Raw genomic sequence first — 16,433 nt, forward strand, 5'->3', positions numbered from 1 at the left:
GACCTGGCGCAGGCGCTGGCCCGCGCGCGGCGCTCAGAGCTTGTCGGCCGGCCGCAGCAGGCTGCGCACACGGCGCTTGCGCACGGGTTCCGCCTCGGGCCGGTGTTCGGCCAGCTGGCCTTCGGCCACCGGCGACACGCGCACCGATCGTTCAGGCTCGGTGTCATCGTCCAGGCGGTACTTCGGCGGCCAGTCGTGCAAGGTGGAGTGGCGCAGCAGCGCCAGGCCGGGCCCCGACGTGAAGGTGCGCTCGAACACATGGGTGACCAGGTGCTTGGGCTGGCGCTCGGTGATCACCAGCGTGGAGCAGCGGGTGCCGTAGTGGCCATCGGGCGATCGGATGAAGGCCGAAGACAACCAGCGCTCGCGCTCGGTGCCGATGCCGGTGTCGGGCAGTTCATCGTCGGGCGCGATCTGGCGATCGGCCAGGGCCGCCATCAGGCGGCTGGCCAGGTCGTCCACCGAGGCCGCCACGTCGATCGCGTCGTGCATACGCTCCTTCAGGCGCCGGACCTTGGGCCAGGGCTCATCCAGCATCCCGTTGCTGAGCCCGGCGACGCCGCGCTCCAGGCGGCGCGGGCTGGCCTGCTCGCTGCTGGCCCAGAAGCTCAGGCCCTCGCGGAAATCGGCCGCCAGCAGGTTGAAGGGCTGGTGGCCCGACAGCGCCACCGACGGCCAGAATTGCTCGGGCCGCTGGTCGCCACGCAGCCAGCGCAGCACGATGCCACCGCGCGAGGGCGCCTGCGGATCGGGCGCCACCGGCTTGCGCACATTGGTGACCACGGCCAGGCGGCCCTCGGCAGTCAGGCCCAGCCAGGTGCCGCCGGCGGACAGGTCGCGCCCGCTGAGCACCGCCGGGCCGCCGCCCTCCGGTGTCCACCAGGCCAGGCGCGCGGCCGGGCGCTCGAAGAACTCGTCGCGGTTGGCCGCCAGCACCAGCGGGAAGCGCCGGTGGGCGTCCAGGGCCAGGGCCACTAGGCACATGGCACGAAGACCTCGAGGTGGCGGCTGCCCGCCAGGGCGTGGCCCAGGCGTTCCTGGGCCCGGCGGGACAGCCACTCGCGCAGCGCGGCCTCGTCCAGGGCGCTGAGCGCGGGGGGCAGGTGGTAGATCTCCATCAGTGTCAGCTCGCCGGTCGCGGCGTCGGGCAGCGGGCGCTGCATCAGCTGGCCCTGCAACCCGGGGAAGGCGGCGCAGGCCTCGGCGACCAGACCGCGGGCCGCAGCCATCAACTCGGCGCTGCGCGACGGCGCCACCCGATAGTAGATGAACCAGGCGGTGCCGGGCACCGGGCCGGCCCGATCAGGCGGCATCCGCCGGCAGCGCGTAGGGCAGGGGGCGGGCGGCCAGCGCCGGGCCGTCCGGCGCGCCGTGGTGCAGCGGGGCGGACACGGCGTCGAGCTTGGTCTCCACCAGCGCGTCCCAGCCGCCGGTGGGTGCCGGCGCGGCCAGCACCACCATGCCGGCGGGCTGGCCGGGATCGGCCGCCGAGAACACCTCCTGGCCGGCGGCCATCGGGGCTTCGCCGTGCCAGAGCAGGGCGCGCCGCTTCAGCGTGCCCCGGTACTGGCTGCGCGCCACCACCTCCTGGCCCGGGTAGCAGCCCTTCTTGAAGCTCACGCCGCCCACCAGTTCCAGGTTCACCATCTGCGGCACAAAGGCCTCGGCGGTCGCGGCCGTCACCCGGGGCACGCCGCTGCAGACCTCCAGCCAGGACCACAGGCCAGCCGGCAGGGGCTCGCCCAGCGGCGGATGCTCTTCGGACAGGCCCGCCAGCCAGCGCGGCTGGCCCTGGCTGTCGGGCAGCCGCACCACCAGGCCGTTCGAGGTGGCACTGGCGCGCATCGGCTCCAGCGGCACACCTGCGGCTTGCACGCCAGCGGCCCCCAGCAGCCCCCAGACGCGCCAGGCCGGTTCGCTCAGCTGGCATTTGGCGCGCAGCACGAACATCCGCAGGCGCTTGAGCACGGCGGCCTGCAGGTCGGCGCTGCAGGCCAGCAGGTAGCCGCCGCCGGGCTGACGCACGACCAGGAAGGTGGCGATCAGCCGCCCCTTGGCGGTGCAGTAGCCGGCCCAGCGGGCTTCGCCCGGCTGCATGCCCAGCACATCGTTGCTCAGCTGCCCTTGCAGGAAGCTGCCGGCATCGTCGCCGCTGGCGTGGATCAGGGCCCAGTCGTCCAGGCGCTGAACGCCGTTGGCGGGGGCGGAGGAGGTGGGCGTCGCGTTCATGCGGACGATTATCATCGCCACCCGAAATGGCCCGGTGGCGGGCTTGGAATTCGAGGCCCCGCGCCTGATGAGATGGATCCGTAATCTGCTGGCCGCACTGGCCCTGGTGGCGCTGGCCGTCGGGGGGGCGCTGGCCTGGTGGCTGCACCAGCCGCTGGCGCTGCGGCAGGCCGTGGTGGAGGTGTCGATCGAGCCCGGCACCTCGCCGCGCGAGGTGGCCCAGGCCTGGGTGGCCGCCGGCGTCGACACGAATGCCCAGGCGCTGTACTGGTGGTTCCGCAGCTCGGGGGATGCGCGGCGCATCCGCGCCGGCAGCTATGCGCTTGAGCAGCCCACCTCGCCGCGTGAACTGCTCGAGATGATGGTCCGGGGCGACCAGACGATGCAGACCGTGCGCCTGATCGAGGGCTGGAACTGGCGCCAGGTGCGCCAGGCGCTGGCCCAGGCCGAACACCTGCGCCCGGAAACCGCCGGCATGAGCGATGCCCAGGTGGCCGCCGCGCTGGGCCTGGCCACCGATTCGCCTGAAGGCCGGCTGTTCCCGGACACCTACGTCTACAGCCGCGGCGTCAGCGACCTGACGGTGCTGCGCCGCGCCCGCGAGGCAATGCAGCGCCGACTGGACAGCGCCTGGGCCGAACGCATGCCCGAGCTGCCGCTGACCAGCCCGGAGGAGCTGCTGGTGCTGGCCTCGGTGGTCGAGAAGGAAACCGGTCGCGAGGCCGATCGGCCGATGGTGGCGGCGGTCTTCGTCAACCGCCTGCGCATCGGCATGCCTCTGCAGTCCGATCCCACCGTGATTTACGGCCTGGGTGAGCGCTTTGACGGCAACCTGCGCAAGGTCGACCTGCAGACCGACACGCCCTACAACAGCTACACCCGGCGCGGCCTGCCGCCCACGCCGATCGCCATGCCGGGCCTGGCCTCGCTGCGGGCGGTGGCCCGCCCCGCCGCCAGCCGGGCGCTGTACTTCGTCGCGCGCGGCGACGGCAGCAGCGTCTTCAGCGACTCACTGAGCGACCATAATCGCGCGGTGAACGAGTTCCAGAGACGGCGCAGCCCATGAGTGGCGGCGCCCGATTCATCACCTTCGAAGGCATCGACGGCGCCGGCAAGTCCTCGCACATCGAGGCCGCCGCCGAGTGGCTGCGCGAGCGCGGCCACCAGGTGCGCCTGACGCGCGAACCCGGCGGCACGCCGCTGGCCGAGTCGCTGCGCGAGCTGTTCCTGCACCGGCCCATGGACGGCCTGACCGAGGCGCTGCTGGTGTTTGCCGCCCGCCGCGACCACCTGCGCAGCGTGATCCTGCCCGCGCTGGCCGCCGGCCAGACCGTGCTGTGCGACCGCTTCACCGACGCCACCTTCGCCTACCAGGGCGCCGGACGGGGCTTCGACCTGGCGCAGCTGGGCCAGTTGGAGGCCTGGGTGCAGCAGGGGAGGGACCCGGACCTGACGCTGTGGTTCGATGTGGCACCCGACGTGGCCGCGCAGCGCCGCGCGGCGGCCCGCGAGGCCGACCGCCTGGAGCGTGAGGACATCGACTTCTTCGCCCGCGTGCGCAGCGGTTACGCGGCCCGCGCCGCCGCAGCCCCGGCACGCCTGGTGCGCCTGGACGCCGGCCACCCGATCGACACGGTCCGGCAGGCCGTGCTGGCCTGCCTGGCTGAGCGCTGCTGACATGACCCTCGAACCCCTGGCCATGCCCTGGCTGGACGCCCCGCTGGCGCAGTTGCTGGCGCAGCAGCGCGGCCATGCGCTGATCCTGCAAGGCCGCTTCGGCGACGGCCTGCTGGCCCTGGGCTGGCGCCTGGCGCGCGCCTGGCTGTGTGAATCCGGCGGACCGCGGCCCTGCGGCCAGTGCGGCAGCTGCCACCTGGCCGACCAGCAGACCCACCCCGACCTGCGGCCAGTGCTGCCCGAGACCTGGCAACTGGCGCTGGGCCTGACCGCCGGCGAGGAGGGCGACGGCGAAGGCAAGGCCGGCAAGCGCAAGCCCAGCAAGGACATCCGCGTCGAGCAGGTGCGCCAGGCGATCGACTGGAGCCACACCACCAGCGGCCGGGGTCGCGGCAAGGTGCTGCTGCTGTCGCCGGCCGATGCGATGAACGAGGTCTCGGCCAACGCCCTGCTCAAGACGCTGGAAGAGCCGGCGGCCGGTCTGCGCCTGCTGCTGTGCACCGAAGACGCCGGCCAACTGCTGCCCACCATCCGCAGCCGCTGCCAGAGCTGGCGCCTGCCCAGCCCGGAAGATGCCCCGGTGCGCGCCTGGCTGTCGCAGCAGGGCCTGAACGACGCCGACGACCTGCTGCGCGCCTGTCAAGGGCAGGCGCTGAGCGCCTGGCAGGCGGCGCAGCAGGGCTGGCGCGCTGACGCCTGGCGCGCGCTGCCCCGCCAGGTGGCCCAGGGCGACGCCCAGAGCCTGAGCGCCCTGGCACCGCCGGACGCCTTGCGCCAGCTCCAGCAGCTCTGCCATGACGCGATGGCGGTGGCGGTGGGCGGCGAGCCGCGCTACTTCGACCGCCAGGCCTTGCCTGCCCGGCTGCGGCTGGAGGCCCTGGTGCCCTGGTCGCGCGCGCTCGCCCAGGCGGTGCGTCAGCAGGACCACCCCTGGAACGCCGGTCTGCTGATCGAGTCGCTGGTGCTGCAGGGGCAGGCGGCGCTGGCCCCGGCGGCGGCCGTGTCCCCGCGCCGTGCGGCAGCGCAGCGCCCGGCTACACTGCGCCCATGAGCGACAACGAACCGCGCGCCGCAGCGGCCGCCGGCACACGCCCCAGCGTGATCCAGCTCGTCTTTCGCGAGAAAGGCGCGCTGTACGCCGCCTACATTCCGCTGTTCAGCGAAGGCGGCCTGTTCGTGCCCTCCACCCGCGAGTACCAGCTGGGTGACGACATCTATCTGCTGCTGTCGCTGCCCGGTGACCCGCAGCGCTACCCGGTGGCCGGCAAGGTGGGCTGGATCACCCCGGCCAACACCCCCGGTGGCCGCACCCAGGGCGTGGGTGTCCGATTCCCTTCGGACGAGAAAACCCGGTTGCTGAAACTGAAGATCGAGGAGCTGCTGGGCACCTCGATCTCCTCGTCCAAGCCGACCCAGACCATCTGAGCCGCGCCTGCCGCGGCGCGCAGCCCGTCCCTTGCCCATGTTTGTCGATTCCCATTGCCACCTGAGCTTTCCGGGGCTGCGCGAGCGCCTGCCCGAGGTGCTGCGCGACATGCGCGCAGCCCAGGTGCGGGGGGCGCTGGTCATCTGCACCACGGTGGAGGAGTTCCCCGAGGTCAGCGCGATCGCGCACACCGCGCCGCACCTGTGGGCCAGCGTGGGCGTGCACCCCGACAACGAGGACGTGCATGAGCCCGACGTCGACGAGCTGCTGCGCCTGGCGCGCGGTGACGAGCGGGTGGTGGCGATCGGCGAGACCGGGCTGGACTACTACCGCCTGAACGGCCGCAGCATCGCCGACATGGCCTGGCAGCGCGAGCGCTTCCGGGTGCACATCCGGGCGGCGCTGGCCGCCGACCTGCCGCTGATCATCCACACCCGCAGTGCCTCCGAGGACACCCTGGCCATCCTGCGCGAGGAAGGGCAGGGGCGGGCGAGGGGGGTGTTCCACTGCTTCACCGAGACCGTGGCCGTGGCCCGCTCGGCGCTGGAGTTGGGCTTTCACGTGTCGCTGTCGGGCATCGTGACCTTCCGCAATGCGGGCGAGCTGCGCGAGGTGGCCCGCATGCTGCCGCTGGATCGTCTGCTGATCGAGACCGACAGTCCCTACCTGGCACCGGTGCCGTACCGCGGCAAGACCAACACGCCGGCCTATGTGCCCTATGTGGCCGCCGAGATCGCCCGCGAGCGGGGCGTCGAGGTGGCGGCCATCGCCGAGGCCAGCGCCCGCAACTTCGAGCGCCTGTTTGGCGTTCAGCTGCCGCAGGAGCATCCATGATCGCCTGGCGACGTGCCGGACTCGTCTGTTCGCTGGCCCTGCTGCTGCTGGGCGCGCCCGCGGCGCGCGCCGATGTCTACGTCGATTTCTTCCGTGCCGTGAATGTCGACAATGTCAGCGGGGTGCGAGCCGCGCTGCAGCGCGGTCTGGACCCCAATGTGCTGAACGAGCAGGGCCAGTGCGCGCTGTACCTGGCGGTGCGCGAGGACAACGCGCAGGTGTTCGATCTGCTGCTGGCCTGGCCCGGCATCCAGCTGGACCAGCGCAACGCGGTGGGCGAAACGCCGCTGATGATGGCGGCGCTGAAGGGCCAGATCGACCGGATGCAGCGTCTGATCGACCGCGGTGCGGCCATCCACCAGGAGGGCTGGTCGCCCTTGCACTACGCCGCCACCGGCCCCAGTGTCGCCGCGGTGCGCCTGTTGCTGGACAAGGGGGCACCGGTGAATGCGCGTTCGGCCAACGGCAGCACGCCACTGATGATGGCGGCACGCTACGGCGAGGAGCGCTCGGTGATGCTGCTGGTCGAGCGCGGCGCAGACCTGGGCGCGCGCAACAACCTGGGTCTGGATGCCGCGGACTTCGCCCGCGGCGCCGACCGCGACTGGATGATCGCCACGCTCGAGCGCCTGCAGCGCCAACGGGCGGGCGCGGCGCGCTGAGCGCCGGCGACGGCGTGCTTCGGACGCGCTTGTCAGGCAAACGCTGACAAGCCCTTTGTCGGGCCGCCGACTACTGTCGGCCGAGGGTCCTCTCTACAGTCTGGGTCATCGGCTCCGGTTCCACGGGGCCCCCGCCAGGAGAGTCCCATGCGTTCCACCCAGACCCGCAGCAACCCGTTCACCATGATGATGAACCCCGAGGCCATCATCCAGGCGGTCGAGCGCTCCGAGCGCCTGAACCGTCTGCAGCGCCGGGTCTGCCGCCCGCTGGACAAGCCCCTGATTCCGAAGATCGTCATCGACGACCAGGCGGCGTTCGACCGCTCGGTGGAGTTGGACGACACCGAGGCCTGCGACGCGGACGAGCTGAGCTGAGCCGGCCCGCCTGGGCGCCAGCCCTGGAGGGTGGCGCATCGGCCACCCTGGAGCCGCCACTCCGTCGCGCGTCTATAAGCGCGACAATGTATATTATGTAAACTCTTGGAGCGGCCGCAGATGCCGATCTAGGGGGAGCCGCAAGCTAGGGGCTTTTCGTTGCCCCGCCGAGCGGCGCAGCATCGCCAGCATGGCGGTGCACCTGTCTTCCACCTCCCGCGGCAACACGCCCACAGACCCCGGCCCGGACGAGCCGAGCGGGCAACGGCGTGCGCTGGAGATCAGCGACCTGCGGCTGTCCTTCGGTGCGGTGCGCTGGATCCAGTCCTTCGAGATCAACGACCGGCCGATCGAACTGGCGCTGCGATTTCCGCGCCTGGCCAATCTGCTCAGCACCCTCTGGCCCGATCCCGTGGCGGCCGCTGCCGCCCTGGACGAATTGCTGTGCGACCGCCGCGGCGGGCGTCGCGGCTTCCCCGACGCGGTGCGCCAGGAACTGCTGGACCTGCGGGCCCGGCTGCCGGGCCCCGACTGACACCGATCCAGGTCCCTGCACGCCTCCGGGCTGAACGCCCAGGACACGCCCAGGAAAAAGGCCCCGCACGATCACTCATGCGGGGCCTTTGCCGTTGGTTGGCGGAGACGGAGGGATTCGAACCCTCGATGGAGTTTTTTGACCCCATACTCCCTTAGCAGGGGAGCACCTTCGGCCTCTCGGTCACGTCTCCAACCTAAGCTGGCATTCTAACCTGATTATTGGCCTCAGTCGGCGCTCTCGGCGGTGGGTTCGATCGAGGCGTCCAGGTCGAAGGCCTTGTGCAGCGCGCGCACGGCCAGTTCCATGTACTTTTCGTCGATCACGACCGAGGTCTTGATCTCGGAGGTGGTGATCATCTGGATGTTGATGCCCTCCTCGCTCAGCGCGCGGAACATCGTGCTGGCCACGCCGGCGTGGCTGCGCATGCCGATGCCGACGATCGACACCTTGCAGATCTTGGCATCGCCCAGCACCTCGGCGGCGCCGGTGGCCGGCAGCACCTTGGTCTTGAGCAGGTCCAGCGTGCGCTGGTAGTCGTTGCGGTGCACGGTGAACGAGAAGTCGGTCTTGCCGTCGTGCGAGACGTTCTGGATGATCACGTCGACGTCAATGTTCGCCTCGGCCACCTGGCCCAGGATCGAATAGGCGATGCCGGGCTTGTCGGGCACGCCCAGCACGGTGACCTTGGCTTCGTCGCGGTTGAAGGCGATGCCCGAGACAACGGCTTGTTCCATTTTTTCGTCTTCCTCGAAGGTGATCAGGGTGCCGGATGCGGCCTCTTCAGTGATGTCGATGTCCCAGGGCGTGAAGCTGGAGAGCACGCGCAGCGGCACCCGGTACTTGCCGGCGAACTCCACCGAGCGGATCTGCAGCACCTTGGAGCCCAGGCTGGCCATCTCCAGCATTTCCTCGAAGCTGATCGAGTGCAGCCGCTTGGCCTCGGGCACGATGCGCGGGTCGGTGGTGTAGACGCCGTCGACATCGGTGTAGATCAGGCACTCGTCGGCCTTCAGCGCGGCGGCGACCGCGACGGCCGAGGTGTCCGAGCCGCCACGGCCCAGCGTGGTGACGTTGTTGTCCTCGTCCACGCCCTGGAAACCCGTGATGACCACCACGCGGCCGGCGGCCAGGTCGGCGCGCACGCGGGCGTCGTCGATGCTCTGGATGCGGGCTTTGGTGTAGGCCGAATCGGTGCGCACCGGCACCTGCCAGCCGGTGTAGCTCACGGCCTGCATGCCCTCGGCCTGCAGCGCCAGCGACAGCAGACCCACCGAGACCTGTTCGCCCGTGCAGGCGATCATGTCCAGTTCGCGCAGCATGGCCGCGGTCTGCTGGGCTGGCGACACGTCCTTGGCCAGGGCCAGCAGGCGGTTGGTTTCGCCGCTCATCGCCGACGGAACGACGATCATCTGGTGGCCGGCGCGTGCCCACTTGGCGACGCGTTTGGCGACGCCGCGGATGCGCTCGGTCGAGCCCATCGACGTGCCGCCGTACTTGTGAACGATCAAAGCCATGGAAGGATTGGAAGAGTGGGTCGAAGCGGGATCTGCGCACGCCGGCGGCGGGCGAAAAACCCCCTATTCTAGCTGCTGCGCTGCAGCATCCGGCTCGTCCGCCGACCACTCCAGGCTCAGCTGTGGCTCGCCCGCCGCAGCGCGGGCCTGCGCTTCCACGCCCAGGCCGGGCACCCACAGCAGTTGTGCACCGGACCACAACAAGGGTCCCTGGCGCTGCCAGGCGGGAATGCCCAGGGTCTGGAACTGCTTCTTCAGGCTGCGCGCCGGTCGGCCGGGCCCCAGCGCGAAGCGCTCGCCGCCCTGGCGGGCCTGCCAGTGGCTGCCGGCCAAGCGTGAGCAGGGCAGACCGCCCTCCTCCACCGGCCGCAGCCGCACCCAGCCTTGGCCGGCGGGCAACGGACACCAGCGGTGATCGATGGCCACGGGCCAGACTGGCGCGTCCGAGGCAGTGATGCTGGCGGACGAGCGCCGGGACAGACTCAGCGTGCCCCGATAGAGGCGCAACTCCAGCGGGTCGTCGACCGGCCAGCGTCCGATGCGCGTCTGCGGCAGTTCCGCCAGCAGGCGGTCGACGAAGCGATCGCTGGCGTGGCCGGCCCCTTGCTCCTTCAGCCAGCGGCGCAGGCTGGCCCGCCGCCGAGCCGGGCTGAGCGCCAGCCAGGCCGCAAGGGCCAGCCCGTGGGGCGCACGGCGCACCGCCTCCAGGTCGGCCGCAGCAATCTCGTCGATCAGTTCGGCCGCTTCCCAGGCCTGGCGCGCCACGTCAACCAGGGCCTGTTCCGTCGCCGGAAACGCCTGGACCAGCGCAGGCCACACCTGCAGACGCAGGCGGTTGCGCTCGAAGCGCGGATCGCGGTTGCTGGGGTCCTCGATGTGACCCAGGCGGTGTCGCCTGACGTAGTGCTCGATGGCCTGCGGAGAGCAGCCCAGCCAGGGGCGGGCCCAGGTCAGGCCGTCGCGCACCACGCTCCGAGGCATGGCCGCCAGGCCCGCCGGGCCGGCGCCGCGCAGGGCCTGCAGGCAGACCGTCTCGGCCTGGTCGCGTGCGTGGTGAGCCAGCAGCAGCAGTGTGGCGCCCTCTTCCGCGGCCATGCGGCCCAGGGCCTGGTGACGCCGCTGGCGCGCCCAGGCCTCGATGCTGGCCCCCGCGGGCGGACGGTCGGTCAGCCGCGCCACCCGCAGGCGCAGCGGCCAGCCGGCGCGCTGCCAGCGCCGGCATTGCCGCTCCAGGTGGCGCACCCAGTCGTCGGCCTCGGCTTGCAGGCCATGGTGGACATGCAGGGCCACCACCGTCAGACCCAGCGCCCGGGCGGCACGCACGGTGGCGTGGCACAGCGCCGTGCTGTCGCGGCCGCCGCTCAGGGCCACCGCCACACAGGCGGGACGGCCCTCAGCGGTCGGTGGTGTCGGTGAAGCGGCCGTAGGACTTGAGGCGTTGGTAGCGGCGTTCCAGCAGCTCGGGCACCGACAGGTCGGACACCTGGCGCAGCGCATCCACCAGGCCGCGCTTGAGCTGCGAGCTCATCTGCTTGAGGTCACGGTGGGCACCGCCCACCGGTTCGCTGACGATCTTGTCGACCAGACCCAGCGCCTTCAGGCGGTGCGCGGTGATGCCCAGCGCCTCGGCGGCGTCCGAGGCCCGCTCGGCGGTCTTCCAGAGGATGGACGCGCAGCCTTCCGGTGAGATCACCGAATAAACCGAGAACTGCAGCATCAGCACCTGGTCGGCCACGCTGATGGCCAGCGCGCCGCCGGAGCCGCCTTCACCGATGATGGTGGTGATGATCGGCACCTCCAGCTGCGCCATCTCGAAGATGTTGCGGCCGATCGCCTCGGATTGGCCGCGTTCCTCGGCGCCGATGCCGGGATAGGCGCCCGGCGTGTCGACGAAGGTGAAGACCGGCAGGCCGAACTTCTCGGCCAGCTTCATCAGGCGCAGCGCCTTGCGGTAGCCCTCGGGGCGCGACATGCCGAAGTTGCGCGCGGCGCGCTCCTTCGTGTCGCGGCCCTTCTGGTGACCCAGCACCATGCAGGCCTGGCCATTGAAGCGCGCCAGGCCGCCGACGATGGACAGGTCATCGGCAAAAGCGCGGTCACCATGCAGTTCCTGGAAGTCGGTGAACATCTCGTTCACGTAGTCCAGGGTGTACGGGCGCTGCGGGTGCCGTGCGATCTGCGTGACCTGCCAGGGCGTCAGCTGCTGGTAGATCTCTTTCGTGAGCTGCAGGCTCTTCTTGTCCAGGCGGTCGATCTCCTCGGAGATGTCCACCGCCGATTCGCTTTGCACGAAGCGGAGTTCCTCGATCTTGGATTCCAGCTCCGCGATCGGTTGCTCGAAGTCCAGGAAATGTCGCTTGCTCATTCAGCCACTCCTTGGGCGCGATTGTGCCCAATCCCAACGGGTTCTCAATAGTCGACCGGCAGCGGGTCCAGGCTGCGCCACAGGTACCAGGTGGCCACCGACCGGTAGGGGGCCCAGCCTTCGCCCAGTTCGCGCGCCTCGGCCCGCGACACCGGCTCGCCGCTGAAGTAGTTGACGCTGATGCCCTTGAGCAGGCCCAGGTCGTCCAGCGGCAGCACGTTCGGGCGCATCAGGTGAAAGATCAGGAACATCTCGGCGGTCCAGCGGCCGATGCCGCGGATGGCCACCAGCTCGTCGATGATGGCCTCATCGTCCATGCCCTGCCACTGGCGCACATGGACCTGCCCATCCTCGAAATGCCGGGCCAGGTCGCCCAGGTACTCGGCCTTTCGGGCCGACAGCCCGGCCGCCCGCAGCGCTGGCCCATCCAGCGCCAGCACGGCGGCTGGCTGCAGGCGCTTGTTGGCGCCGGCGCCGCCGACAGCCGCGACAAAGCGCTCCCACACCGATTGCGCGGCCTTGACCGAGATCTGCTGGCCGACGATGGAGCGGGCCAGCGTGGTGAAGGCGTCGCCGTGGCTGTGCAGCCGGGCCTCGCCGAATTGCGGGATCAGCTTCTTCATCACCCGGTCGCGCTTGACCAGGTGCTTGCAGGCCTCGTCCCAATAGTCCGGCGTGACGCCGGTCGCAGCGCGTGTTCCCACCTCAGGCCCTGACCCAGGTCGTGCCCTGCGGGCCGTCCTTGAGCTGCACGCCCTCGGCGGCCAGCTGGGCGCGGATGCCATCGGCGCGGGAAAAATCGCGCGCAATCTTGGCCGCCTGGCGTTCGGCGATCAGGGCTTCGATGCGGGCGGCATCGGCATCGCCGGCGCCGCCTTGCAGGTAGATCGCCGGATCCTGCTGCAGCAGGCCCAGCACGCCGGCCAGGGCCTTGAGCAGGCCGGCCTGGCGCGGGTCGCGGCTGCGGTTGACCTCGGTGGCCAGCTCGAACAGCACGGCGACCGCCTCCGGCGTGCCCAGGTCCTCGTCCATGGCGGCCTTGAAACGGGCTGCATGCGCATCGGTCCAGTCGATGTCAACGGCCGCGGCCGGCACGCTGGCCAGCGCTGTGTACAGCCGGCGAAGCGAGGCACGCGCATCGTCCAGGTGCACGTCCGAGTAGTTCAGCGGGCTGCGGTAGTGGGCCCGCACGACGAAGAAGCGGATGGTCTCGGCGTCATAGGCCTTGAGCACCTCGCGAATGGTGAAGAAGTTGCCCAGGCTCTTGGACATCTTCTCGTTGTCGACGTTGACGAAGCCGTTGTGCATCCAGGTGCGGGCCAGCGGCACACCGTTGGCGCCTTCACTCTGGGCGATCTCGTTTTCGTGGTGCGGGAACTCCAGGTCGGCGCCGCCGCCATGGATGTCGAAGGTCTGTCCCAGCAGCGCGCAGGCCATGGCCGAGCACTCGATGTGCCAACCGGGCCGGCCGGGGCCGTAGTCGCTGGGCCACTGGGCATCGGCCGGTTCGGTCGGCTTGGCGGACTTCCAGAGCACGAAGTCCAGCGCGTCTTCCTTGCCGTCGGCCACGGCCACGCGCTCGCCCGCCTGCAACTCGTCCAGCGACTTGCCCGACAGCTTGCCGTAGCCGGGGAAGCGCCGCACTGCGTAGTTCACGTCGCCCTGGCTGCTGCGGTAGGCCAGACCCTTGTCCTCCAGCGTGCGCACGATGTCGAGCATCTGCGGCACGTAGTCGGTGGCGCGTGGATCGTGGGTGGGGCGCAGGATGCCCAAGGCATCGAAGTCGGCGTACATCTCGGCAATCATGCGGTCGGTCAGGGCCCGCACGGTCTCGCCGTTCTCCACCGCGCGGCGGATGATCTTGTCCTCGATGTCGGTGATGTTGCGCACGTGGGTCACGCGCAGGCCGCTGGCCTCCAGCCAGCGCCGGGCGATGTCGAAGGCAATGTTCGAGCGCGCATGGCCGATGTGGCAGAGGTCGTAGACGGTGATGCCGCACACGTACATGCGCACGTGTCCGGGCTCGATCGGCGAAAAGTCTTCGACCCGGCGGGTCAAGGTGTTGTGGATGCGCAGCGTCATCGACGGGACAGGAGGGAGGCAGTGCGCGCACCGTGGACCGGCGGCGCCGACAGGCCGGAGCGCCCGGAGGGAGAACAGGCGCTCGGTAGAATCGGGGCAGTATAGCCAAGGAGCCTCCCAACGTGACACGCCCCCTGCTGGCCGGCGCCGTGATCGCCCTGTCCGCCCTGATCACCCTCCCTGCCTGGGCCCAGAAGGTGCGCCTGGTCACCAGCGCCGGTGACATCGTCGTGCAGCTTGACGCCGAGAAGGCGCCCAAGACCGTGGCCAACTTCCTGCAGTACGCCAAGGCCGGTCACTACGACGGCACCATCTTCCACCGCGTGATCGACGGCTTCATGATCCAGGGCGGCGGCATGAAGCCCGACATGAGTGAAAAGCCCACCCGGGCGCCGATCCCGCTGGAGGCCGGCAAGGGCCTGTCCAACCTGCGCGGCACGATCGCCATGGCGCGCACCGGCTTTCCCGATTCCGCCACCGCGCAGTTCTTCATCAACGTGGTCGACAACGTCCGCCTCGATTCCTACGGCGGCGGCTATGCCGTGTTCGGCAAGGTGGTCGAGGGCATGGAGGTCGTCGACAAGATCAAGGCCGTGCCGGTGGGCAACCAGGGCGGCCACCAGAACGTTCCGCTGCAACCCGTCACCATCAAGAAGGCCTCGATCGAGGACTGAAGCACCATGACCAAGACTGTTGAACTGACCACCTCCGCCGGCGCCATCCGCCTGGAACTCGATGACGCCAAGGCGCCCCAGACGGTGGCCAATTTCCTGGCCTACGTGGCCAAGGGCCACTACGACGGCACAGTGTTCCACCGCGTGATCAAGGGCTTCATGATCCAGGGCGGCGGCATGACCGAGTCGATGGACCAGAAGCCCACCGACGCCGCCATTCCCAACGAGGCCAACAACGGCCTGAAGAACGACAAGTACACCGTGGCCATGGCGCGCACCAATGCGCCGCATTCGGCCACCGCGCAGTTCTTCATCAACGTCACCGACAACGACTTCCTGAACTTCAAGTCCGAGTCGCCCAGCGGCTGGGGCTATGCGGTGTTCGGCAAGGTCGTGGCGGGTACCGAGGTGGTCGATGCGATCGAGAAGGTCCGCACCGGTCGGCGCGGCTACCACGACGACGTGCCGGTCGACGCGGTGACGATCCTCAAGGCCGCCGAGATTGCCTGAGTTCGGCCTGGATGCGCTGGCGGTGCCTGCGGGCGCCCGGCGCATCGAGTTCGTCTCGGACCTGCACCTCAGCGCCGAGCTGCCCCGCACGCAGGCCGCCTTCCTGTCCTGGCTGGCGAACAGCCAGGCCGACCTGCTGGTCATCCTGGGTGACCTGTTCGAGGCCTGGATCGGCGATGACGCGGCCGACGATGCGCCGCTGCCCGCGATCCTGTCGGCGCTGCAGCACGCCAGCGCCCGTCGCCCGGTGGCCGTGATGCGCGGCAACCGCGACTTCCTGCTGGGCGAAGCCTTCTTCCAGCGCAGCGGCTGCACGCCGCTGGCCGATCCCTGCGTGCTCGAGGCTTTCGGCCAGCGGGTGCTGCTCAGCCATGGCGACGCGCTGTGCCTGGCCGACACGGCCTACCAGCGCTTCCGTGCCGAGGTGCGCCAGAGCGCCTGGCAGGCCGCGTTCCTGGCGCGGCCACGGGCCGAGCGGCAGGCCATCGCCAGCGGTCTGCGGGCCGCCTCGCTGGCCAGCCAGGCCGGCCGTGCCGTGGAAACCTATGCCGATCCCGATCCCGCGCTGGCCACCGACTGGCTGCGCCAGGCCCGGGCCACGGTACTGGTGCATGGACACACCCACCGCCCCGGCGATGAGCAACGCACCGAAGGCTGGACGCGGCGCGTGCTGAGCGACTGGGACCTGGATCAGGCGCAGCGCGCCGAGGTGCTGGCCTGGACCGCCCAGGGTTGGCAGCGCCTGGCGCTCCCGACCGACGGTCGATGGGCTGGCTGAGCCGCCTGGCCGAGTGGCGCGAGCAGCGCCAGCTGGCCCGCCACGCGATCGACGAGCGGCTGTGGCAGGCGGTGCTGCAGGCCTATCCGTTCATCGCCGAGCGCTCCGAGGCCGATCGGACGGCGTTGCGCCGCCTGTGCAGCCTGTTCCTGGCGCGCAAGCAGTTCCATGGTGCCCAGGGCCTGGTGATCGACGACCTGATGGCCGTGTGCATCGCCGCCCAGGCCTGCCTGCCGGTGCTGGGCCTGTCGCTGGACCACTACGACGACTTCGTCGGCATCGTGGTCCAGCCTGACGAGGTGCTGGCGCCGCGCACCGTGACCGATGAGGACGGCGTGGTCCACGAGTACGCCGAGGCATTGACCGGCGAGGCCATGGAAGGCGGCCCGGTGATGCTGTCCTGGCACGACGTGGCCCACGCCGGCGCGCAGGCCGACCTGGTCTACAACGTCGTGATCCACGAGTTCGCCCATGTGCTGGACATGCGCGACGGCGTGGCCGACGGTGTACCGCTGCTGCCCACCGCCGCCGAGCGCCAGGCCTGGGTCGAGGTGCTCGAGGCCGAGTTCGAGGATTTCGTCCGGCGCGTCGACGCCGGCGAGGACACATTGATCGACCCCTACGGCGCCGAGGCCCCCGAGGAATTCTTCGCCGTGGCCAGCGAGGCCTTCTTCGTCGCGGCGGCCGACCTGCGCGACGAACACCCTCGCCTGTACCGGCTGCTGGCCGGCTACTACCGCCAGGATCCGGCCGTCGGCTGAACGAACAA

Annotated in this window: 20 protein-coding genes and 1 tRNA gene; 12 read left to right on the forward strand and 9 right to left on the reverse strand. The window is 70.4% G+C overall.

The window, feature by feature from the left end; translation table 11 throughout:
• Positions 1–33: 33 nt before the first annotated feature.
• Genes KAK07_RS03165 through ygfZ form a run of 3 tightly spaced genes read right to left on the reverse strand, consistent with a single transcriptional unit; the run spans position 34 to position 2,229 of the window.
• Positions 34–984 carry an NRDE family protein gene (locus KAK07_RS03165; protein WP_210853989.1) on the reverse strand — a complete coding sequence of 317 codons (951 nt, stop codon included), beginning with the start codon at positions 982–984 and terminating at the stop codon, positions 34–36.
• On the reverse strand, positions 975–1,313 hold the full coding sequence (locus KAK07_RS03170; protein ID WP_210859072.1) for a DUF4936 family protein: 339 nt from the start codon (positions 1,311–1,313) through the stop codon (positions 975–977). Before KAK07_RS03170 ends, KAK07_RS03165 begins: the two co-directional genes overlap by 10 nt.
• Positions 1,303–2,229 carry a CAF17-like 4Fe-4S cluster assembly/insertion protein YgfZ gene (gene ygfZ, locus KAK07_RS03175; RefSeq protein WP_210859075.1) on the reverse strand — a complete coding sequence of 309 codons (927 nt, stop codon included), beginning with the start codon at positions 2,227–2,229 and terminating at the stop codon, positions 1,303–1,305. The genes KAK07_RS03170 and ygfZ overlap by 11 nt, the downstream gene beginning before the upstream one ends.
• A gap of 67 nt (positions 2,230–2,296) precedes the next feature.
• Between ygfZ and mltG the strand changes: the two genes are divergently transcribed.
• The 8 genes from mltG (at position 2,297) to KAK07_RS03215 (ending at position 7,738) form a co-directional block, all read left to right on the forward strand.
• Positions 2,297–3,295 carry an endolytic transglycosylase MltG gene (gene mltG / locus KAK07_RS03180; protein WP_210853986.1) on the forward strand — a complete coding sequence of 333 codons (999 nt, stop codon included), beginning with the start codon at positions 2,297–2,299 and terminating at the stop codon, positions 3,293–3,295.
• Positions 3,292–3,906, forward strand: a complete 615-nt coding sequence (gene tmk, locus KAK07_RS03185) for a dTMP kinase (RefSeq protein WP_210853985.1) — start codon at positions 3,292–3,294, stop codon at positions 3,904–3,906. Before mltG ends, tmk begins: the two co-directional genes overlap by 4 nt.
• 1 nt (position 3,907) lies before the next feature.
• Positions 3,908–4,957, forward strand: coding sequence for a DNA polymerase III delta subunit-related protein (locus KAK07_RS03190; RefSeq protein ID WP_210859077.1), 1,050 nt, complete (start codon positions 3,908–3,910; stop codon positions 4,955–4,957).
• The gene (locus KAK07_RS03195; protein ID WP_210853983.1) at positions 4,954–5,331 is read left to right on the forward strand and encodes a PilZ domain-containing protein; all 378 of its coding nucleotides are present in this window, start codon (positions 4,954–4,956) and stop codon (positions 5,329–5,331) included. The genes KAK07_RS03190 and KAK07_RS03195 overlap by 4 nt, the downstream gene beginning before the upstream one ends.
• A 37-nt stretch (positions 5,332–5,368) precedes the next feature.
• On the forward strand, positions 5,369–6,166 hold the full coding sequence (locus KAK07_RS03200; protein ID WP_210859079.1) for a TatD family hydrolase: 798 nt from the start codon (positions 5,369–5,371) through the stop codon (positions 6,164–6,166).
• Positions 6,163–6,828 (forward strand): ankyrin repeat domain-containing protein, encoded by a 666-nt coding sequence (locus tag KAK07_RS03205; RefSeq protein ID WP_210859081.1) that lies wholly within the window; start codon positions 6,163–6,165, stop codon positions 6,826–6,828. Before KAK07_RS03200 ends, KAK07_RS03205 begins: the two co-directional genes overlap by 4 nt.
• A gap of 147 nt (positions 6,829–6,975) precedes the next feature.
• Positions 6,976–7,203: a hypothetical protein gene (locus tag KAK07_RS03210; protein WP_210853980.1), complete on the forward strand. Its 228-nt coding sequence runs from the start codon at positions 6,976–6,978 to the stop codon at positions 7,201–7,203.
• A gap of 190 nt (positions 7,204–7,393) precedes the next feature.
• Positions 7,394–7,738, forward strand: a complete 345-nt coding sequence (locus tag KAK07_RS03215) for a hypothetical protein (protein ID WP_210859083.1) — start codon at positions 7,394–7,396, stop codon at positions 7,736–7,738.
• A gap of 99 nt (positions 7,739–7,837) precedes the next feature.
• Here the strand turns inward: KAK07_RS03215 and KAK07_RS03220 are convergent.
• The 6 genes from KAK07_RS03220 to cysS all read right to left on the reverse strand — a co-directional run bounded on the left by KAK07_RS03220 (position 7,838) and on the right by cysS (position 13,702).
• A tRNA-Ser gene (locus KAK07_RS03220) sits at positions 7,838–7,931 on the reverse strand.
• Positions 7,932–7,965: 34 nt separating this feature from the next.
• Complete coding sequence (locus KAK07_RS03225) at positions 7,966–9,255, reverse strand: aspartate kinase (RefSeq protein WP_210859085.1); 1,290 nt, start codon at positions 9,253–9,255, stop codon at positions 7,966–7,968.
• Positions 9,256–9,318: 63 nt separating this feature from the next.
• Positions 9,319–10,752, reverse strand: coding sequence for a tRNA lysidine(34) synthetase TilS (gene tilS / locus KAK07_RS03230; protein ID WP_210859087.1), 1,434 nt, complete (start codon positions 10,750–10,752; stop codon positions 9,319–9,321).
• Positions 10,649–11,620 carry an acetyl-CoA carboxylase carboxyltransferase subunit alpha gene (locus KAK07_RS03235; protein WP_210859089.1) on the reverse strand — a complete coding sequence of 324 codons (972 nt, stop codon included), beginning with the start codon at positions 11,618–11,620 and terminating at the stop codon, positions 10,649–10,651. The genes tilS and KAK07_RS03235 overlap by 104 nt, the downstream gene beginning before the upstream one ends.
• 44 nt (positions 11,621–11,664) lie before the next feature.
• On the reverse strand, positions 11,665–12,429 hold the full coding sequence (locus KAK07_RS03240) for a DNA-3-methyladenine glycosylase family protein (RefSeq protein ID WP_375141211.1): 765 nt from the start codon (positions 12,427–12,429) through the stop codon (positions 11,665–11,667).
• The gene (cysS, locus tag KAK07_RS03245; protein ID WP_210859093.1) at positions 12,326–13,702 is read right to left on the reverse strand and encodes a cysteine--tRNA ligase; all 1,377 of its coding nucleotides are present in this window, start codon (positions 13,700–13,702) and stop codon (positions 12,326–12,328) included. The genes KAK07_RS03240 and cysS overlap by 104 nt, the downstream gene beginning before the upstream one ends.
• Positions 13,703–13,860: 158 nt before the next feature.
• On the opposite strand from cysS, the gene KAK07_RS03250 reads away from it, so the two are divergent.
• From KAK07_RS03250 to KAK07_RS03265, 4 genes are read left to right on the forward strand one after another with little or no spacing between them, the layout of a single operon-like run.
• Positions 13,861–14,376, forward strand: a complete 516-nt coding sequence (locus KAK07_RS03250) for a peptidylprolyl isomerase (RefSeq protein WP_375141214.1) — start codon at positions 13,861–13,863, stop codon at positions 14,374–14,376.
• Between the two features lie 6 nt (positions 14,377–14,382).
• Positions 14,383–14,886 (forward strand): peptidylprolyl isomerase, encoded by a 504-nt coding sequence (locus KAK07_RS03255; RefSeq protein WP_210853972.1) that lies wholly within the window; start codon positions 14,383–14,385, stop codon positions 14,884–14,886.
• Positions 14,879–15,664, forward strand: coding sequence for a UDP-2,3-diacylglucosamine diphosphatase (locus KAK07_RS03260; RefSeq protein ID WP_210859097.1), 786 nt, complete (start codon positions 14,879–14,881; stop codon positions 15,662–15,664). Before KAK07_RS03255 ends, KAK07_RS03260 begins: the two co-directional genes overlap by 8 nt.
• Positions 15,652–16,425, forward strand: a complete 774-nt coding sequence (locus KAK07_RS03265) for a M90 family metallopeptidase (protein ID WP_210859098.1) — start codon at positions 15,652–15,654, stop codon at positions 16,423–16,425. Before KAK07_RS03260 ends, KAK07_RS03265 begins: the two co-directional genes overlap by 13 nt.
• Positions 16,426–16,433 lie beyond the last annotated feature (8 nt).

Origin of the sequence: Ideonella alba (assembly GCF_018069875.1) — a bacterium.
GTDB classification, from domain to species: Bacteria; Pseudomonadota; Gammaproteobacteria; order Burkholderiales; family Burkholderiaceae_C; genus Ideonella; species Ideonella alba.